The sequence below is a fragment of the Mesorhizobium sp. ORM8.1 genome (assembly GCF_053005525.2).
Window position 1 is genome coordinate 6,590,273 of record NZ_CM132600.1, and the last position, 16,751, is coordinate 6,607,023.

14 protein-coding genes and 3 pseudogenes are annotated in these 16,751 nt (G+C 63.8%); 2 read left to right on the plus strand and 15 right to left on the minus strand.

Features of this window, described 5'->3' with window-relative positions:
- Positions 1-75 precede the first annotated feature (75 nt).
- The 4 genes and pseudogenes from ACVDG8_RS32830 to ACVDG8_RS32845 form a co-directional block, all read right to left on the minus strand.
- Positions 76-495 (minus strand): VOC family protein, encoded by a 420-nt coding sequence (locus ACVDG8_RS32830; RefSeq protein WP_447257158.1) that lies wholly within the window; start codon positions 493-495, stop codon positions 76-78.
- Positions 496-578: 83 nt separating this feature from the next.
- Positions 579-1,412 carry a helix-turn-helix domain-containing protein gene (locus tag ACVDG8_RS32835; RefSeq protein WP_447252181.1) on the minus strand — a complete coding sequence of 278 codons (834 nt, stop codon included), beginning with the start codon at positions 1,410-1,412 and terminating at the stop codon, positions 579-581.
- A gap of 82 nt (positions 1,413-1,494) precedes the next feature.
- Positions 1,495-1,665: a hypothetical protein gene (locus ACVDG8_RS32840; protein ID WP_447252182.1), complete on the minus strand. Its 171-nt coding sequence runs from the start codon at positions 1,663-1,665 to the stop codon at positions 1,495-1,497.
- A 51-nt stretch (positions 1,666-1,716) separates the two neighbouring features.
- Positions 1,717-2,503 (minus strand): annotated as a pseudogene (locus tag ACVDG8_RS32845) (TSUP family transporter).
- Between the two features lie 105 nt (positions 2,504-2,608).
- Here ACVDG8_RS32845 and ACVDG8_RS32850 point away from each other — a divergent pair.
- Entirely contained in the window at positions 2,609-3,040 is a 432-nt protein-coding gene (locus tag ACVDG8_RS32850) for a TerB family tellurite resistance protein (protein WP_447252184.1), read from the plus strand.
- A gap of 1 nt (position 3,041) precedes the next feature.
- Here ACVDG8_RS32850 and ACVDG8_RS32855 read toward each other — a convergent pair.
- The 5 genes and pseudogenes from ACVDG8_RS32855 to ACVDG8_RS32875 all read right to left on the minus strand — a co-directional run bounded on the left by ACVDG8_RS32855 (position 3,042) and on the right by ACVDG8_RS32875 (position 9,388).
- A pseudogene (locus tag ACVDG8_RS32855) lies at positions 3,042-4,663 on the minus strand (ABC transporter ATP-binding protein).
- On the minus strand, positions 4,660-5,529 hold the full coding sequence (locus tag ACVDG8_RS32860) for an ABC transporter permease (RefSeq protein ID WP_447252186.1): 870 nt from the start codon (positions 5,527-5,529) through the stop codon (positions 4,660-4,662). The pseudogene ACVDG8_RS32855 and the gene ACVDG8_RS32860 overlap by 4 nt, the downstream one beginning before the upstream one ends.
- Positions 5,526-6,473, minus strand: a complete 948-nt coding sequence (locus ACVDG8_RS32865) for an ABC transporter permease (protein WP_447252187.1) — start codon at positions 6,471-6,473, stop codon at positions 5,526-5,528. Before ACVDG8_RS32865 ends, ACVDG8_RS32860 begins: the two co-directional genes overlap by 4 nt.
- Positions 6,474-6,500: 27 nt before the next feature.
- Positions 6,501-7,982 (minus strand): ABC transporter substrate-binding protein, encoded by a 1,482-nt coding sequence (locus ACVDG8_RS32870; RefSeq protein WP_447252188.1) that lies wholly within the window; start codon positions 7,980-7,982, stop codon positions 6,501-6,503.
- Between the two features lie 128 nt (positions 7,983-8,110).
- Positions 8,111-9,388 carry an acetylornithine deacetylase/succinyl-diaminopimelate desuccinylase family protein gene (locus tag ACVDG8_RS32875; RefSeq protein ID WP_447252189.1) on the minus strand — a complete coding sequence of 426 codons (1,278 nt, stop codon included), beginning with the start codon at positions 9,386-9,388 and terminating at the stop codon, positions 8,111-8,113.
- Between the two features lie 260 nt (positions 9,389-9,648).
- Between ACVDG8_RS32875 and ACVDG8_RS32880 the strand changes: the two genes are divergently transcribed.
- Entirely contained in the window at positions 9,649-10,080 is a 432-nt protein-coding gene (locus tag ACVDG8_RS32880) for a L,D-transpeptidase (protein ID WP_447252190.1), read from the plus strand.
- A 21-nt stretch (positions 10,081-10,101) separates the two neighbouring features.
- Here the strand turns inward: ACVDG8_RS32880 and ACVDG8_RS32885 are convergent, their stop codons facing one another.
- The 6 genes and pseudogenes from ACVDG8_RS32885 to ACVDG8_RS32910 form a co-directional block, all read right to left on the minus strand.
- Complete coding sequence (locus tag ACVDG8_RS32885) at positions 10,102-11,094, minus strand: lipid A biosynthesis lauroyl acyltransferase (RefSeq protein WP_447252191.1); 993 nt, start codon at positions 11,092-11,094, stop codon at positions 10,102-10,104.
- A 101-nt stretch (positions 11,095-11,195) separates the two neighbouring features.
- Positions 11,196-12,221 carry a zinc-binding dehydrogenase gene (locus tag ACVDG8_RS32890; RefSeq protein WP_447252192.1) on the minus strand — a complete coding sequence of 342 codons (1,026 nt, stop codon included), beginning with the start codon at positions 12,219-12,221 and terminating at the stop codon, positions 11,196-11,198.
- A gap of 36 nt (positions 12,222-12,257) precedes the next feature.
- Positions 12,258-13,529 carry a beta-ketoacyl-ACP synthase gene (locus tag ACVDG8_RS32895; RefSeq protein WP_447252193.1) on the minus strand — a complete coding sequence of 424 codons (1,272 nt, stop codon included), beginning with the start codon at positions 13,527-13,529 and terminating at the stop codon, positions 12,258-12,260.
- A gap of 71 nt (positions 13,530-13,600) precedes the next feature.
- A pseudogene (locus ACVDG8_RS32900) lies at positions 13,601-14,790 on the minus strand (beta-ketoacyl-ACP synthase).
- A 57-nt stretch (positions 14,791-14,847) separates the two neighbouring features.
- Positions 14,848-15,129, minus strand: a complete 282-nt coding sequence (locus ACVDG8_RS32905; protein ID WP_181056006.1) for an acyl carrier protein — start codon at positions 15,127-15,129, stop codon at positions 14,848-14,850.
- A gap of 180 nt (positions 15,130-15,309) precedes the next feature.
- On the minus strand, positions 15,310-16,305 hold the full coding sequence (locus ACVDG8_RS32910) for a slipin family protein (RefSeq protein ID WP_447252195.1): 996 nt from the start codon (positions 16,303-16,305) through the stop codon (positions 15,310-15,312).
- Positions 16,306-16,751 lie beyond the last annotated feature (446 nt).

Here is a 16,751-nt window from a genome sequence, read left to right on the forward strand (position 1 = left end):
CGCGACGGAGCTTCGCTCCTGCTCCGCCCGTGGATGACGAAGTTCGGAAGTTGTCGCCAACCTCGAGCGTCCCGCCTACGCTTTCTCACCCGCTTTCGGCCAATAAGTACCGAACGACCAGACATTGCCTTCCGGATCGCGGCAGATGAACTCGCGGCTGCCGTAATCGCGATCGACCAGCTCCTGGATGATTGTCGCGCCGGCAGTCTTGGCACGCGCATAGGCGGTATCGGCGTCATCGACGGCGATGTAGATCGACTTGCCGCCACCACTGCCTGGATCGCCGACCATCTTGCCGTAATCGTCGTCGCGAGACGTGCCGAGCATGATCATCGAGGAACCGAAAATGAGCTCGGCGTGGTGGATCACGTCGCCTTGGCCGTAGCGGGCGCGGACCTCGAAGCCGAAGGCCTCGCAGAGCCAGTCGATCATGGTGCCAGCGTTTTTGTACCGCAGTGCCGGGTAAATGCGCGGTGCTTCCTTGGCCGTGGGCATGGCGATCTCCTTGTTTGGGTCGATGAACCCAGTCTCGCCCATGGCCATTCCAGCGTCTTGAAGAAATGTTACCTGGCAGAGGCCTACATCAATGCCGCGAGCGCGGTCGGCGTTTCACCAGCAAACTGGCGGAATTCGCGCACCAGATGCGACTGGTCGGCATAGCCGCAATCGGCGGCGATGCCGGCCCAATCGCCATCCTGCTGTTTCGACAGCGACAGCGCGCGGTTGAAGCGCACGATGCGCGACAGCGTTTTCGGTCCGATGCCGATCGCGTCGGAAAATTTTGCCGCCAGATGTTTGCGGCTCCAGCCTAGCTCGCCGGCAAGCGCCGCGATGCGCGTGCGCCCGTCCGACGCGATGACGGTCCGGTAGGCCCAGGCGATCTCGGGCGAAAGCGCGTTCGCCCGAGCCAGCCGGCTGGCGACAAAACCCTCGGCAATGGCAAAGCGGGTGTTCCAGTCCGGCGCTTCGCCCAGTCTTTCGCGCAGCGCGATACCGTCGGAACCCAGCGCATCGTCGAGGCCGACCATCCGGTCGCGCAACTCGCTCATCGGCAGGCCGAAGAATTTCCGAGCGCCGAGCGGCGTGAAATTGACCTGGACGCAGCAGGCGCCGCCGAAGGATTCGATCATGACCGGGCCGGCATAAAGGCCGGCGGCGAAGCTGGCGTAGCGGTCATTGTCGCCCGGAGCGCGACCCAGTCCGATGGCAAAGGCTTCGGCGAAGCTGATCACCAGCGGCACGGTGAGCGAGGCATATTCGACGATGCGGAAATGGCCGGGACAGATCTCGCGATAGCCGCAGATATCGGTGACGATACCCGCAAGCGACGCGGGAGCCGCACGCCGCACCATTTCGAAATGGAGGGCGGGAGAGCGATTGTCGTGTCGATGGCGCTCCGTCTCGTCGGACATGGCGCGAATCTAGCAGACCGTGGCCTCAAATCAAAAGCGCCCGGCAGAACCGGGCGCTTTCGAATTGCAGGATTTTAAGGCTTCACGCGCCGCGCATCAGGCAGCCGGCGGCGAGTACAATGTAAGCGATGAGGACGATCCACACCGAGGCAAGCGGAATAAAGGCAAGAACGCCAAGCGCAGCGAGAACGCCGATGATGGCGATGACCAACGAAATAATGAACACGATCTGAGTAGGTGCACTGAGGTTCATGTCTGCTCCTCCAACATGATTCTGCACGCGGCAATCCTACCAGCAGCGTGGTCACACACCAATGAGCTGACGCAGGGGATTGGCCGGGTCGGCCAAAAGCTTCACCGCCAGTGCCAGGCACACGACGACCAGCAGCGGTTTGATCAGTTTGGCGCCGATGCGGATCGCCAGGCCGGCGCCGACGCGGGCGCCGATGAACTGCGCCACGCCCATCATCAGGCCGATCTTCCAGTCGATGACGCCGACAGCGGCAAAGACGATGAAGCCGCCGATGTTGGAGGCGAAATTGAGCAGCTTGGTGTGCGCCGTTGCTCTTAAGCACGCCGTAGCCGGCAAGGGTAACGAAGGCGAGCATATAGAAGGAGCCGGCGCCCGGACCGAACACGCCGTCATAGAAGCCGACCAGCGACGGGATGACCAAGCCGAACAGGAATGGCGACAGCCGCTCGGCGCGATCGACATCGTCCATGTTGGGCTTCAGCGCGAAATAAAGCGCAATCGCGATCAAGAGCAGCGGCAGGATGGCGCGTAGGAAGTCTCCGGGCACGACCGTCGCCAAAAGCGCACCGATGGCGCCGCCGGCGAGCGCCAGCGTCGCGGACGGCAGCTGGCGTCGCAGATCGACCTGGCCTTTCGCCGCATAGTGGATGGTCGCCGAGCCGGAGCCGAACATGCCCTGCAATTTGTTGGTGCCAAGCGCTGCGACCGGCGAATAGCCGGCGATAAGCAAAGCCGGGATGGTGATCAACCCGCCGCCGCCAGCAATCGAATCGACAAAGCCCGCCGCGAAGGCGGCGGCGACGAGAAAAAGGACGGTCTGCAGGGTAAGGTCGATCATCGAAAAGTCGCGGTGAGGGGAACGGCAGCTTCCATCACGCGCGCCCAGTTTGCGCAAGAGCGATTCCACGCTAACAATCAAACTGGAATCGCGAAGGGGAGGCTGATGGCCATGGCGCTGCTCGACCAGATACGTTCGATCTTCGACGGCGACCCGGGCGTGCGCAAGGTCGCCGACGACCCTGTGTTGTCGGCGGAACTCCTGATGCTGTTCCGGATGATCCTGGCCGACGGCTCGGTCTCGGAGAGCGAGATGGTCGTCTTTCGGCGCATCTGCAAGGAGGCATTCGGCATTGCCGAGGCCAGCATCGACAGCGTCATCGAGTATCTCAACGATTACGGCTACGAGACCAACGGCTCGCAGGCGATCGCGCTGTTTCGCGACCTCGATGTCGAGCGGCGCAAGCTGCTGGCCCAGCATATGGCCGAGATCGCCAAGGCCGACTCCAAGCTGGCCGAGAGCGAGGTGCGGCTGTTGCGCCGCACGCTCGACCTGCTCGATATCAGCCCGGTCGATGTGGTGAAGCCGGAGGGCTAAGCTAACCCTGCTCCTGCATGCGCCGTGCGATTGCCCGATGCAGGTCCGGAGCGGCGCTGACCAGCGCCTTGGCCGCCTCGGACCGCGGATGGTCGAGCACTTCACTCGCCTTGCCGCGTTCGACGATCCTGCCTTCATGCATGACCAGCACTTCGTCGGCCATGGCGCGGGCAACGGTCAGGTCGTGGGTGATGAACAGATAGGCGATGCCGAGCTTCTGGTTGAGCTCGGCGAAGAGGTCGAGGATCTGGGCGCGGATCGACACATCCAGCGCCGAGACCGGTTCGTCGGCGACGACCAGCTTCGGCCGGGTGATGATGGCGCGGGCAATCGACAGGCGCTGGCGCTGGCCGCCCGAGAACTCGTGCGGGTATTTGTCCATGTCGCGCGGACCGAGGCCGACTTCGCCCAGGGCACGGGCGACCATGTCGCGCCGCTCGCTTTTGGACGGCGGTTTTTCGAGGAGATGCAGCGGCTCGGCCACCAGTTTTTCGACCTTCTGGCGCGGATCGAAGGAACCGTAAGGATCCTGGAACACCACCTGCATGTCGCGCCGCGCCGGTTTGAGCTCGGACGCGGGCTTGCCGGTGATGGTCTCATCCCGAAAGCGGATTGCGCCCGCCGTCGGCTTGTCCAGCGCCAGGATGATGCGGGCGAGCGTGGACTTGCCGCAGCCGGAGCGGCCAACGAGAGCCACCGATTGTGCAGGCTCGATGGTCAGCGAAACATCGTCGACGGCACGGATCGGCTGCGCCGGCCGGAACAGCGATTTGCGCCTCCTGGATAGTCGCGTGTGACGCCTTGGACTTCGAGCAACGGTTTTGCCGAGCCAGCCGCATGAAGCTTCGGGTGCGCCGGCACATGCATGGAAGCCAGCGCCAGTTGGCGTGTGTAGGGGTGGAGTTGCTCCGACAGGGTGAGGGCGGTGTCGCCGGCCTCCATGACTTCGCCATGGCGCAGGATGGTCAGGCGGTCGGCCATCTCGGTCACCACCGCAAGATCGTGCGAGATCAGCAGCAGGCCCATGCGGCTCTCGCTAACCAGATCGCGCAACAGGTCGAGGATCTGTCCCTGCAGCACGACATCGAGCGCGGTGGTCGGCTCGTCGGCAATCAACAGCTTCGGCTTCAGCGCGCAGGCAATGGCGATGACGACGCGCTGGCGCTGGCCGCCGGACAGTTCATGCGGGTAGCGCGACAGCGGGAATCTTGCTTCAGGCAGGCCGACCCGGTCGAGCATTTTCCGCGCGCGGTCCTCGGCCTCGGCGCGGCCGGCTTTCGTGTGCCAGCGGATGCCTTCGGCAACCTGCTCGCCGATCGTCTTGACCGGATTGAGCGCCGTCATCGGCTCCTGGAAGACCATGCCTATGTCGTCGCCGCGCAGAGCGCACATCTGGTCTTCGCTGGCGGCAAGGATGTCGATGCCGTCGAAGGTGACGCGACCCTCGGCGCGCGCCAGATGCGGCAGCAGCCGCATGATGGTCAGCGCCGTCATCGACTTGCCGGAGCCGGATTCGCCGACTAGGCCAACGACCTCGCCGGCCGCGACAGTGAGCGCCATGCTTTTCAGGATCGGTGTCTCGCCGATCGAAAGCGACAGGTTCTCGATCTCGAGCAGGCTCATCGGCGCCGCCGCGATTTCGGATCGAGGATGTCGGCGATGCCATCGCCGAGCAGGTTCAGCCCGAGCACGGTGACGACGATCGCCATGCCTGGGAAAATCGCCATCCACGGTGCTGTCACCATGCGCGTCTGCGCGTCGAACAGCATGCGGCCCCAGCTCGGCATTGGCGGCTGGGCGCCAAGACCGACATAGGAAAGCCCGGCCTCGGCGAGGATGCCGAGCGCGAACTGGATGGTGCCTTGCACCAGAAGCAGCGTGGCGATGTTGGGCAGCACGTGCTCGATCGTGATCTGCGCGGCGTTCTTGCCGGCGGCGCGGGCTGCAAGGATGAACTCGCGTGGCCAGATCGCCAGCGCGCCCGCCCGCGCCACGCGCGCAAACACCGGGATGTTGAAGATGCCGATGGCGATGATGGCGTTGACAGCGCCGGGGCCGAAGATGGCGGTGATCATGATTGCCGAGAGCAGCGCCGGGAAGGCGAAGACGAGATCGTTGACGCGCATCAGCGCCTCGTCGGCCAGGCCGCCGCGCGCCGCGGCGAAGGCGCCGAGCGGCACGCCGACGCCCATGCCGATGCCGACGGCGACCAGCGCCACGGCAATCGAGTTGCGGGCGCCGACCATGATCATCGACAGGATGTCGCGACCGAAATGGTCGGTGCCGAACCAGTGTGTCCATGAGGGCGCCAGCGTCTTGTCGGCGATCACCAGTTTCGTGACGTCGTAAGGCGTCCAGGCGAAGGAAAGCAGCGCGACCGCGACCACCAGCACAGTGACGGCAAATCCGATCAGGAACGAGCGGTTGCCGAAGGCTTTTGCCAGCACGCCGGCAAGCGTTTCCTCAGGGATCTCGACACGCATCGTCATTGCCGGCCTCGCAAGCGCGGATCGACTATGGCGTAGGAGAAATCGACGACGAGGTTGATGACGATGACGGCGGCGACCAGCAGCATGACGACGCCCTCGACGACGATCAGGTCGCGCTGGGTGATTGCCTGGAACACCAGCCGGCCGAGCCCGGGCAGGTAGAAGACGTTCTCGATGATGATGGTGCCTGCGACCAGGAAGGCGAATTGCAGGCCGAGGATGGTGAGCACCGGGATCAAGGCGTTGCGCAGCGCGTGACGCCACAGCACGGTGCGATAGGGCAGGCCCTTGGCCCGGGCGGTGCGGATGTAGTCCTCGTTGAGCACCTCGATCAGCGCCGAGCGGGCGACACGGGCGAGGATCGCGGCCTGCGGCAGCGCCAGCGCGATTGCCGGCAGGAGCAGCGACTTCAGCGCCGGCCAGATGCCGGCGTTCCAGCCGGGGAAGCCGCCGGCCGGCACCAGCCGCAGCCAGACTGCAAAGAGATAGATCAGCATGAGCGCGAACCAGAAGTTCGGCACCGCGACGCCGAGCTGGGCCACTCCCATGGCAAGCGTGTCGCCGGCGCGGCCTTGCCGGCTGGCGGAAAACACGCCGACCGGAATGGCTATGACCGTCGACAGCGCCAGCGCGATCACCGCCAAGGGCAGGGAGACGACCACACGTTCGCGGATCAGGTCGATGACCGGCACCGAATAAGTGTAGGAGCGGCCGAAATCGAGGCTGAGCAGCCCGCCCGCCCAGTGCAGATAGCGCAGCACCAGCGGCGCGTTCAGCCCCATCTGGTTGCGCAGCAACTCGACCTGATCGGCGCTGGCGTTCAACCCCAGCATCAGGCGCGCCGGATCTCCGGGCAGGATCTCCATGACGGCAAACACCACCATCGAGGCCAGCAGCAGGGTGAGGGCCGCGATGATGAGGCGCTTCAGAAGGTAGGCGGTCATGGGAGGCGATCAGGCGATCGCATCGCCTCAATCCGTCCACTTCACCTTTGTCAGATCATCCGCCTCGATCGGCCAGTTCGCCCACATGCCCTGCAGCTTGGCGTCCCAGACGCCGATCTTCGGCAGCTCGAACAGGTAGACGGCGGGAACGTCGTGCGCGAGAATTTTCTGCGCCGCGCCTAGCAGCTCCAGCCTCTTGTTCTTGTCGACCGTGGCGCCGAGCTCCTTGATGACGTCGTTGAATTTCGGATTGTCGTACTGGAAATAGTAGCCGGGCCGCGAGTAGATATCGATGTCATTTGGCTCGACATGGGAAACGATCGTCAGGTCGTAGTCCTTGTTGGTGAAGACCTGGCTCAGCCACTCCGCCCATTCGACCGGAATGATCTGCAGGTCGACCCCGATTTCCTTCAGTTCGGACTGGATAACCTGGCCGCCGTCGCGTGCATAGGGCACTGGCGGCAGCTTGATCGTAGCCGAGAAGCCGTTCTCCAGCCCCGCTTCCTTCAGATACGCCTTGGCCCTGGCGATATCGTGCGGATAGACGCCGGTGAGGTCGACATAACCCGCATCGCCTGGCGAGAAATGAGAGCCGATGGGCTTTCCAAGACCGTTCGAAGCCGCCTCGATGATGGCACTGCGATCAATCGCCGAGGCGAGGGCCTGCCGCACCGCAAGCTTGTCGAAGGGCGGCTTCTTGTTGTTGATCGACAGGATCGTCTCGCCCTCGGTCGAGCCGATCACGACGCTGAAGCGCGGATCGGACTGGACCTGCGCGAGCGCGTCCTGCGCGGGCATGTTGGCGAAGGCCTGGATGTCGCCCGAGAGCAAGGCAGGGACAGCCGCGGCGGCATCGGGAACGATGCGGAACGTGGCCTTGTCGAGCGCGGCGGGCGTACCCCAGTAATCCGGGTTCTTGACGAGCGTGATCTCGGAACCCTTGGCCCAGTGATCGAGCTTGAACGGACCGGTGCCGATCGGCTTGTCCTTGTTGCCGTCGGCCGACCCCTTGCCCACGATCACCGCCGCAACCTGACCCATGTCGTAGAGGAAATCGCCCTGCGGACCGTCGAGCGTGACCTTGACCGTCGCCGGATCGACGGCCGTGACATCGGTGATGTGGGCAAACAGCGGCTTTTGCGGATTGAGCGAATCCTTGGCGCGCGCCCGGTCCAGCGAGAACTTCACATCCTCGGCGCTGAAGGCCGAGCCATCGTGGAACTTCACGCCGGAATGCAGCTTGAACGTGTAGACCTTGCCGTCGTCGGAGACGGTCCAGCTCTCGGCAAGACTAGGCTGAACCTGGCCGTTCTCGTCGATGCGCGTTAGCCCTTCAAAGACATTGGCATAGGTGATTTCGCCAATGGCTGCGGCCGCGCCGGCGGTCGGATCGAGATGCGGCGGCTCAAGCACTATGCCGAGCGTGAGATCGGTGCGCGCGGCGAAGGCCGACGTGGCGGCGGCAAGCGACAGCACAGCCGCGGCCAGGATGGTCTTCCACAGTTTCATCGCTGAACTCCCATTTGTTCAGATTTGCGCAAACCCGGCGGATAGAAGCGTGATTTCGCGCAGTAGTAAATTGCGTTTCGTGCTGCCGTACCGCGCCGGGGGAAATGTTTTTCCCGCCGTCGCGTCAATCAGTCCGTCGTCCCCCTCAACAGCACATTGAGGCCGATCGCCATCACCTTGGCCGCTTCCACCATGTCGGCGATGCCCACCCATTCGTCCGGACGGTGAGCCAGGTCGAGAATGCCTGGACCGTAGGCGATGCAATCATAGAGGTGGCCGATGCGGGCGATGTGCTTCTGGTCGTAGGTGCCGGGCGAGATGACATAGTCTGGTTCGCGGTCGAAGACCGCCATGATGCCCTTGGCAACGGCCTTGACCACCGGCGCGTCGCGCTCGGTCATCAGCGGCAGCACTTCCATCAGGTCGCGGAACTCGTAGTCGAATTTCTTGCGCTCGCGCTTCAGCCGCTCGAGGATATCAGTGACCTCGCCTTTGACGGTGCCGATATCCTCCTCCAGCAGGAAGCGGCGGTCGATGGTCAGCCGGCAGGCATCCGGCACGTTGGGCGAGGGCAGGCCCGGCCGGAAATCCTCGGTCTGGCCGCCGTGGATCGAGTTGATGTTCATGGTCGAGCGCCGGGCCCCTTCAGGCACCACCGGCATGCGCGTCATTTTGCGGTCGAGGGCCGGGAACAATTCGTCCTCGAAGGCCTGCAGAACAGCGCCCATGTGGCGCACCGCATTGTCGCCGAGGAACGGCATCGAGCCATGCGCGATCTCGCCCTTGGTCTCGATCTCGGCCCACCACACGCCGCGATGGCCAAGGCAGATACGGTCCTTGTTCAGCGGTTCCGGGATGATGACATGATCGACTTTCGGCTTGGAGAAATAGCCGAGCCTGGCCAGGTGGGCGACGCCACCGAACCCGCCGGACTCCTCGTCCGCAGTGCCCGAAATCTCGATGGCGCCGGGGAAATCGGGATAGATCTCCATGAACGCCTCGACAGCGATGATCGAGGCCGCGAGCCCGCCTTTCATGTCGCAGGCGCCGCGGCCATAGACACGGCCGTCCTTCACCAAGCCGGCAAAAGGATCGACGGTCCAGCCGTCGCCGGCCTCGACCACGTCGATATGCGAATTGAAATGCACGCAAGGCCCCGGCGAGCGGCCGTTGCGGCGGGCCACGACATTGATGCGCGGGTAGCGATCGGTGTCGCCCGGCGTGCCTTGCGCACGGATGAATTCGGTTTCGAAGCCGAGCCGCCTCAGGCGCGCGCCGACATATTCGGCGCAAGGCCCATAAGCCTCGCCTGGCGGGTTGACGGTCGGAAAGCGGATCAGCTCGGCGGTGAGCTGCACCAGGTCGTCGACCCGATCATCAACCGCCTTGAAGAGTCGTTCATTCATGCGGCGGATTGAAAGAGCAACGCCGAGTTTTTGCAAGCAGCCTCTCGCCAATTGCCAAACGGCCATGCCTGCATGGCCCAAAGCGCTGGCTTAAACTCCAGAGGGTGCGTGTCGTGGTAGCAACTATGACGAGAATCGTTCAAATTCGTGGCTTTAGGTTGGGCGTTTTTTCAAGGAGTGTGTGGTAATTCATTCACCTGCCAATAAAACGATGAAAAATCACGTGATGGCGGCAAGGGCAATCAAAGGGGTTTGATCGCATGAAGAAATTCGCTCTCATGGCAACAATGGTGGCAATCGCCATGCTCGGCATGTCGGTTGCAAGCCGGGCGGCATCGCTGGTCGCCAGCATCGACGTGTCATCGCAAACGATGACGGTCAGCAAATATGGGCAGGTGATGTATCGGTGGAGCGTGTCGACCGCGCGCCGCGGCTACTTCACGCCACCCGGTACCTATCGGCCGCAACGGACGGCGCGGATGTGGTATTCGAAAAAATATCACATGTCGCCAATGCCTTATTCGGTGTTCTTCCATGGCGGCTATGCCATCCACGGTACCAATGCGGTGAGATATCTGGGAAGTCCCGCATCGCATGGCTGCGTGCGCCTGCATACGGCCAACGCCGCGACCTTCTATGCGATGGTCAAGGAAGCCGGCTTCGGCAACACGCGGATCGTCGTGACCAACTGATCCGGGTCGAAAGCCGACCAACTATTGGCCGGCCGTTGCCGTTGCTTGTCCGCGCTTGCGGCGGCGGCCACTGATTTCCCAGCGCTTGTGGAACCACATCCACTGGCCAGGATCCTCGCGCACCCAGCGCTCGACCACGTCGGCGAGAAGCTGGGTGGTTGCCCTGACGTCGACACTGCCGTCATCAGTGCGCGGCAAGGTGAGCTTGTCCTCGATCTCCAGGCGGAAACGGTTGCCCGGCAGCCTGACGCAGCGCGCCGGATAGACGTCGCAGTCGTAGTGGCGCGCAAGCATGCCAAGCACCGGATTGCTCTGGCAGGGGCGGCCGAAGAAGCTGGTGTCGACACCGCTCGAGAATTTCTGGTCGACCAGGACGCCGATATTGCCGCCGTTTTCCAGAATGGAAGCCAGTGCGAACGACGCACCGGTCGATGAAGGCAACAGGTCGCCCATCGTCGAGCGTCGCGTCGAGTGGATGTAGTCGGCGAGATAAGGATTGTTCGGCGGACGAAACAGCGCGGTGATCTTCATGCCGAACGTCGCGGCGGCCACCGGCAGCAGCTCGAAATTGCCGAGATGGCCGGTGAACAGGATGTGCGGCTTCTTCTCGCCGGCGATCTCAAGGAAATGCTCGACACCGCGAACCTCGACCCGGCCCGGTTTGGTCGCGTTCGGATCGAAGTCGAACAGCGCGTCGAGGAAAATGTACTCGGCGGCGAGTCTCGCCATGTTGCCCCACATGTCGAGCGCGATGGCCTCGATCTCGGCATCGCTCTTTTGCGGATAGGCAAGGCGCAGATTGTCGATCGCCACGCGGTGGCGGCCGACCATCGGTCCGATGCGGCGGGCGACGCGGTCGGCGAAGTTGAGCGCGCTGTCCGGCGGCAGAAGCCGCAGCACGCGGATAATTACCATGGCAAGGCGCGCGACCAGCCAGTGCTCCATCTGACGCAGCCGGCGGCCGTAGCGGAACATGAAGTCCCGGCGGGCTTTCTTGAACACCTTGCCGACCATCCGCTTTTAGAGCGTTTCACCGTTTCGCAGAAACGCTCTATCCCCTTGTTTTTACGCAATTCCTGACGGAAAATCGCTTCACACTTTTCTTGGAATTGCTCTTAGACGCGCAAGATGATCTTGCCGAAGACGTCGCGGCCTTCCATACGCTTCAGCGCGGCGTCGATGTCGTCGAAGCCAACTTCGGTGTCGATGACGGGAGCCACCTGTCCCGCCGCCATCTTCTGCATGGCATTGGCCATGTTCTCCATGCGGCAGCCGAAGGATCCAAGCAGCTTCAGCTGCTGCTGGAAAAGCTGCATCAGGTTGATCTGCGTCGACACGCCGGAGGTCGAGCCGCAGGTGACGAGGCGGCCGCCGCGCTTCAGGCACAGCATCGAGCCGGCGAAAGTGTCGGCGCCGACATGCTCGAACACGACATCGACGCCCTTTTTCTTGGTCAGCTTGCGCACGACGCCCTCGAAGCGGTCCTCGCGGTAGTTGATGACATGGTCGGCGCCGAGCGCCTTGGCCTTGTCGATCTTGTCGTTCGAGCCGACCGTGGTGATGATGATGCAGCCCATCCGCTTGGCGAGCTGGATCGCCGCCGAGCCGATGCCGGAGCCGCCGGCATGGACCAGGATGGTTTCGCCGGCCTGGAGCTTGGCATTGTCGAACAGCATGTGCTCGACGGTGCCGAAGGTGACGGGAGCGACCGCGGCGCCGATATCGGTCACGCCGGGCGGGGCAGGCACCAGCAAGCGCGCCGGCAGGTTGATCTTCTCCTGCGCGAAGCCGTCGAGGTGGAAGCCGTGGACGCCGGAGACTTGCTCGCAGAGATTGTCGCGGCCTTCGCGGCAGGCACGGCACAGGCCGCAGGTGCGGGCGCCGTAGATCGACACCAATTGTCCTGGCAGCAGGTTGGAAACGCCAGGGCCGACCGTCTCGACCTCGCCCGAGGCTTCGGCGCCGACGACCAGCGGCAGTTTGCGCTTGGCGAAAGCCATGCCGCGCCAGCCCCAGACATCGATATGGTTGAGCGCCACCGCTTTGATGCGCAGCGTCACTTCGCCGAGCGAAGGCGGCGGAGGGGGCGGCAGGTCCACCGTTTCAAGACGGCGATCCTCGATAAGTTGCAGTGCGCGCATTGGGCCTGTCGGTTCAGTGGGGCTGAAAAAGGTCGCTTAGACCGGTTCCCGCGCCATGACAAGGCAAGTGTTCTGACCGCCGAAGCCGAAGGAGTTCGACAGAACGCTGCGAACCTCGGCATTGCGCTTCTTGTTCGGCACCACGTCGAGCACGATCGCCGGGTCGGGGTTGTCGTAGTTGATGGTCGGCGGAATGACGCTTTCACGCATCGTCAGCAGCGAGAACGCCGCCTCGACGGCGCCGGCCGCGGACAGCGTGTGGCCGATCATCGACTTGTTCGACGAGACCGGCATCGAGCCGATGCGCTCGCCGAACACCGTCGATAACGACAGATGCTCCATTTTGTCGTTTTCCGGCGTCGAGGTGCCATGCGCATTGACGTAGTCGATCTCGTCCTTGCTCAGGCCAGCATCGGCAAGGGCGGCGCGCACCGCTGCGATCGCCGGCGAACCGTCCGGCTTGGAACGGGTGCGGTGGAAATCGTCGGCTTTTTCGCCGCAGCCGCGCAGGATGCCGAGAACGGTGGCGCCGCGAGCAAGGGCGGCCTCCAGCGATTCCAGCACCAGCGCGCCGGAGCCTTCGGCGAGCACGAAGCCGTCGCGGTCCTTGGAGAAGGGTTTGGAAGCCTTCTCCGGAATGTCGTTATGGGTGGAAAGGGCCGAGAGCAGCGAGAAGCGGATCAGCGCTTCGGCGGTGGCAGAGCCGTCGGCGCCGACCGACAGCGCCTTGTCGCATTCGCCGCGGCGGATCGCCTCGACACCGAGCTGGATGGCGGTGGCGCCGGAAGCGCAGGCGGTCGACAGCGTGATCGGCAGGCCGCGCGTGCCGAAGCGGTCGGCCAGACGGTCGGCGATGGTGCCGAACTGGGTGGTGTCGAAGGTGTCCAATTCCTTCAACGCGCGGGCCACACGCAGCAGCCTTTCGGCGCCGCCGCCCTTGTCGTCGGAATTGTAAAGCGAGAAACGGTCGGCCCAGTCGAGTTCGACCGGCGGCGAAGCCAGGAACAGGGGGCCACCAAAGTCATTGGAATCGAAGCCGGCTTCCGACAGGGCCTCCTGCGCCGCCGTTTCGGCCAGCTCGTAGGTGAGGTGGCTGGCGCCCTTGGTGCTCGACGGCAGGAAATCGACCATGCCGGAAATGCGGGTGTTCAACTGATCGATCGGAAAGCGGGTGATTGGATGGATGCCCGACTTGCCCGAGGTCAGTGCTGCCCAATTGTCTTTTTTGCCGACGCCGAGCGAGGTGACGACGCCGATGCCGGTCACGGCGACTATCGGCCTGCCCATATGATCGCGAAGATTGGCCATATTCTGTTTGCCTCGGTCTCGGGCAATTCCAGGAAAAGTGTGTAGCGGTCCCGGAACTGCGAAAAACTGTTCTAAGCCGCCTTGATCAGGCCCAGGCCCTCGAATTGGTGATAGCCGATCGCCGTTGCAAGGACGGATGTCGGGGCGCCCGCGAAAGGCCGCTCCGCTGTGGCATCGAAGACAGGGTAGGCGGCCTTGCGATCGACAGCCAAAGCCGCCAGTGCCACGGCAAACGGGAATTGCGCTTCCTTCATGTGGCCGGTCAGCGTAGAGAAAGCGCGCACGGCCAGAGCCGGATTGGCATCCAGCACGGCCTTCTCAGCGGTCGTGGCGGCATGAGCGCCCGAGGCGCCCGAAATGGTCAGCAGTTCGCCAGCCGGCAGCGCCGCCTGCTGCAACAATGCGGCGATCTCCGCATTCAATTCGCCGCGCCGGCGCCGGGCGCGGCCGGAAGCCACGGGCCCGAGTTCGGCGTAGATCTTGCGGCCGCGGCTTTGCGCGTGCTGGCGCTGCTCGAGCACCAGGAAAGCGCCGCCGGAACCCGTCACCACACCGCCGCCTTCAGCGCCCTGTCTCTGCCAGACCGGCTTCCACGGACCGCGATGCAGATAGCCGGCAAGCTCGTAGCCGAGCAGCATGTCGGAATGTGCGGTCTGGAAGGCGCCGCCGACCAGCACATGCGTCGACTGTCCGGAGCGGATGCGCGCGGCGGCCGTCTCGACGGCGGAGACGCCTGCGCCTTCCTCGCCCATGAAGGTACGCGACGAGCCGGTGACCTTATGCACGATGGAAATGTTGCCGGCGAGCAGGTTGGAGAGCTGCGCCAGGAACAAGGTCGGCCGCAATTCGGTGGTCAGCTTCTCGTTGAGCAGCACGTCGCGGTCGTTGCGGGACTCGAAGCGGCAAGGATCGCGGCATCGACCGTCTCGTCGCGCTCGCCGCCGCCGGCCGCCACCACCATGTCCATGGTGGCGCAAAGCTCGTCATCGCCCTTGATGCCGGCATCGTCCAGCGCCAGGCCGGCGACATAGGTGCCGAGCCGCTGCCAGGTTTCCATCTGGCGCTGGTCGCCGCGCTTGGCGATCTGCAGGTTCCAGTCGATCTCGGGCAGCGGATGGATGGTATAGGGCGCAAAGCGCACCGCCTCCAGCACCGGCTCAAGGCCGGGCTGGGTCAGCTTTTGCCAATGCGCATCCGGACCTTCTCCCAAGGAAGAGACGAGGCCGATGCCGGTGATGACGACGTCGTGCGGATTGCTCATGGATGGCTTTTGTGGGTCAGGCGGGAAAGCGCGTCAAGTTCGCGCGCTCGACGAAAATCACGCGGTTTTGGCCGCGACCAGCGCGTCGATCTTGGCGCAGAGGTTCTTCATGACGAAGTAGTCATCGGTCGAAGCCTTGCCGTCATTGACTTCCTGCGTCCACTTTTCCAACGGCACCTTGATGCCGAATTCCTTGTCGATGGCAAAGACGATGTCGAGGAAATCGAGGCTGTCGATGCCGAGATCGTCGATGGTGTGGCTCTCGGGCGTGATGGTGTCGATATCGATCTCGCTGGTGTCGGCAATGATCTTGGCGACTTTCTCGAACGTGGTGGACAAGGGCTTTTCCTTCGGTTGCGGGCGGAATCTGTCCGCATCTTGTTTGGGCGCTGTCTAATCGGTTTTTCCCGACAGGAAAAGGCCTGATGCACGGCGTGCGGATGGGTAGGGGCAGGCAAACGCAAGAAGGGCCGCCGGCTGGCCCGGCGGCCCCTCCCTTCTAACGTTGCGTAAGCTCGGCTAATCGCGGAGCTTGACCAGGTCGTTGAGCAACCCGCCCGTCCCGTTGTGGACGGTGAGCCGCTCGACCTTGCCGGCGATGGTTTCCAGAGCCTCGAGCTCCTTCAGCCGCAGCATCACCGGGTTTTCGGCCATCACCTTGGCCGTGTTGAGCAGCGAACGCGTGGCGTTCGTCTCCTCGCGACGACGGATGACGTTGGCCTCGGCCTGCTTTTCGGCCGAAACCACCTGGTTGAGGATTTCGCGCATCTCGCCCGGCAGGATCACATCCTTGAGCGCGATATCGCTGACCTCGAGGCCGATCGCGGCCATGTCGTCACGCACCTTGGTCGCGGCCTCCTCGTCGACCGTCACCTTCTTTTCAAGGATCTGGTCGAGCGTGAGCGCGCCAAGCGTCTTGCGGAAGGCGTACTGCAGGGCGCGGTAGAGGGCTTCGGAGAAGTCCTTCACCGTGCTCACCGCCTTGACCGGATCGACGACCCGGTACTCAGCAGCGATGTTGACGCGGATCGTCACGCGATCCTTGGTCAGCACTTCCTGCCCGGCGACATCGAGCGACTGGCGCTTGAGGTCGACGACCTTCACCTGGACCATGCGGCCGACATTCCAGAAGGCGTGCACGCCCGCAGAAAGCGTGCGGGCAAGCACGCCGTCGACGAACAGCAGTCCGGCCTGGCCGTCGACGACCGGATGGACGGACATCAGTTCCGTCTTCCGGGCCTGGCCGAGCCGGCGCATGACGGCCGGATCGATCGCCAGTTCGGCGGCCGTATCGACCAGCGTCACCTTCCACGGCCCGGCATCCGTCCACAGCACCAGCTTGCGGTCCGCCGCCAGAACGGCATGGAGATTGCCGTCACGCTCGATGACGGCGACATCCGTGCGGCCGGTGCGAACGACGGTGAAATGACGCGCGGCCATATCCGGGAGCTTGTCGAACAACGCCTTCTCGTACGCCGAAACGAATTCCGGGTTCTTCAGATCGTGCCGCGACACTTCCAGGCTTCCGCCCCGGTTGGCGAGCGAGTGCTCGCCCGGCAGCAGGACAGCCTGGATTTCCCCTTGTAGAGGGTGAGGGCACGTTCGTTTTCCTTTACGAGGACGCGCTCGCGTCCAAGAACCTGATCGAGAATAGTCATTGTCTTGCTCCTGTCGGGCATGGCCCCATGCGAGGCGTCACGTCATGCGTCGATCGTCCTTTCGTTTCTCGTTTCACGTCGTCTCGTACTTCAAAGCCCGGACACGAATGATCCGGGGACCGGTGGCATCAATCCGCGGCGGGCCTTCGGGAGCGGGTCGCGGGGCAGCGAAGCGGGCGCGGCAAGCCGAAGCCTGCCTTGCCGGCGACACCGCGCCTTGACCATCACCGCGAGCCTGGCCGCGAGCCGATGGCGTCGGACCCTCCGATACGGCCTTGGCCCGCAGGCTTCGGCCGTCCGTCA

Coding starts and splice junctions, on each gene's coding strand:
- ACVDG8_RS32830 (WP_447257158.1), bottom strand. CDS start 495: ATGCCCACGGCCAAGGAAGCACCGCGCATTTACCCGGCACTGCGGTAC.
- ACVDG8_RS32835 (WP_447252181.1), bottom strand. CDS start 1,412: ATGTCCGACGAGACGGAGCGCCATCGACACGACAATCGCTCTCCCGCC.
- ACVDG8_RS32840 (WP_447252182.1), bottom strand. CDS start 1,665: ATGAACCTCAGTGCACCTACTCAGATCGTGTTCATTATTTCGTTGGTC.
- ACVDG8_RS32850 (WP_447252184.1), top strand. CDS start 2,609: ATGGCCATGGCGCTGCTCGACCAGATACGTTCGATCTTCGACGGCGAC.
- ACVDG8_RS32860 (WP_447252186.1), bottom strand. CDS start 5,529: ATGACGATGCGTGTCGAGATCCCTGAGGAAACGCTTGCCGGCGTGCTG.
- ACVDG8_RS32865 (WP_447252187.1), bottom strand. CDS start 6,473: ATGACCGCCTACCTTCTGAAGCGCCTCATCATCGCGGCCCTCACCCTG.
- ACVDG8_RS32870 (WP_447252188.1), bottom strand. CDS start 7,982: ATGAAACTGTGGAAGACCATCCTGGCCGCGGCTGTGCTGTCGCTTGCC.
- ACVDG8_RS32875 (WP_447252189.1), bottom strand. CDS start 9,388: ATGAATGAACGACTCTTCAAGGCGGTTGATGATCGGGTCGACGACCTG.
- ACVDG8_RS32880 (WP_447252190.1), top strand. CDS start 9,649: ATGAAGAAATTCGCTCTCATGGCAACAATGGTGGCAATCGCCATGCTC.
- ACVDG8_RS32885 (WP_447252191.1), bottom strand. CDS start 11,094: ATGGTCGGCAAGGTGTTCAAGAAAGCCCGCCGGGACTTCATGTTCCGC.
- ACVDG8_RS32890 (WP_447252192.1), bottom strand. CDS start 12,221: ATGCGCGCACTGCAACTTATCGAGGATCGCCGTCTTGAAACGGTGGAC.
- ACVDG8_RS32895 (WP_447252193.1), bottom strand. CDS start 13,529: ATGGCCAATCTTCGCGATCATATGGGCAGGCCGATAGTCGCCGTGACC.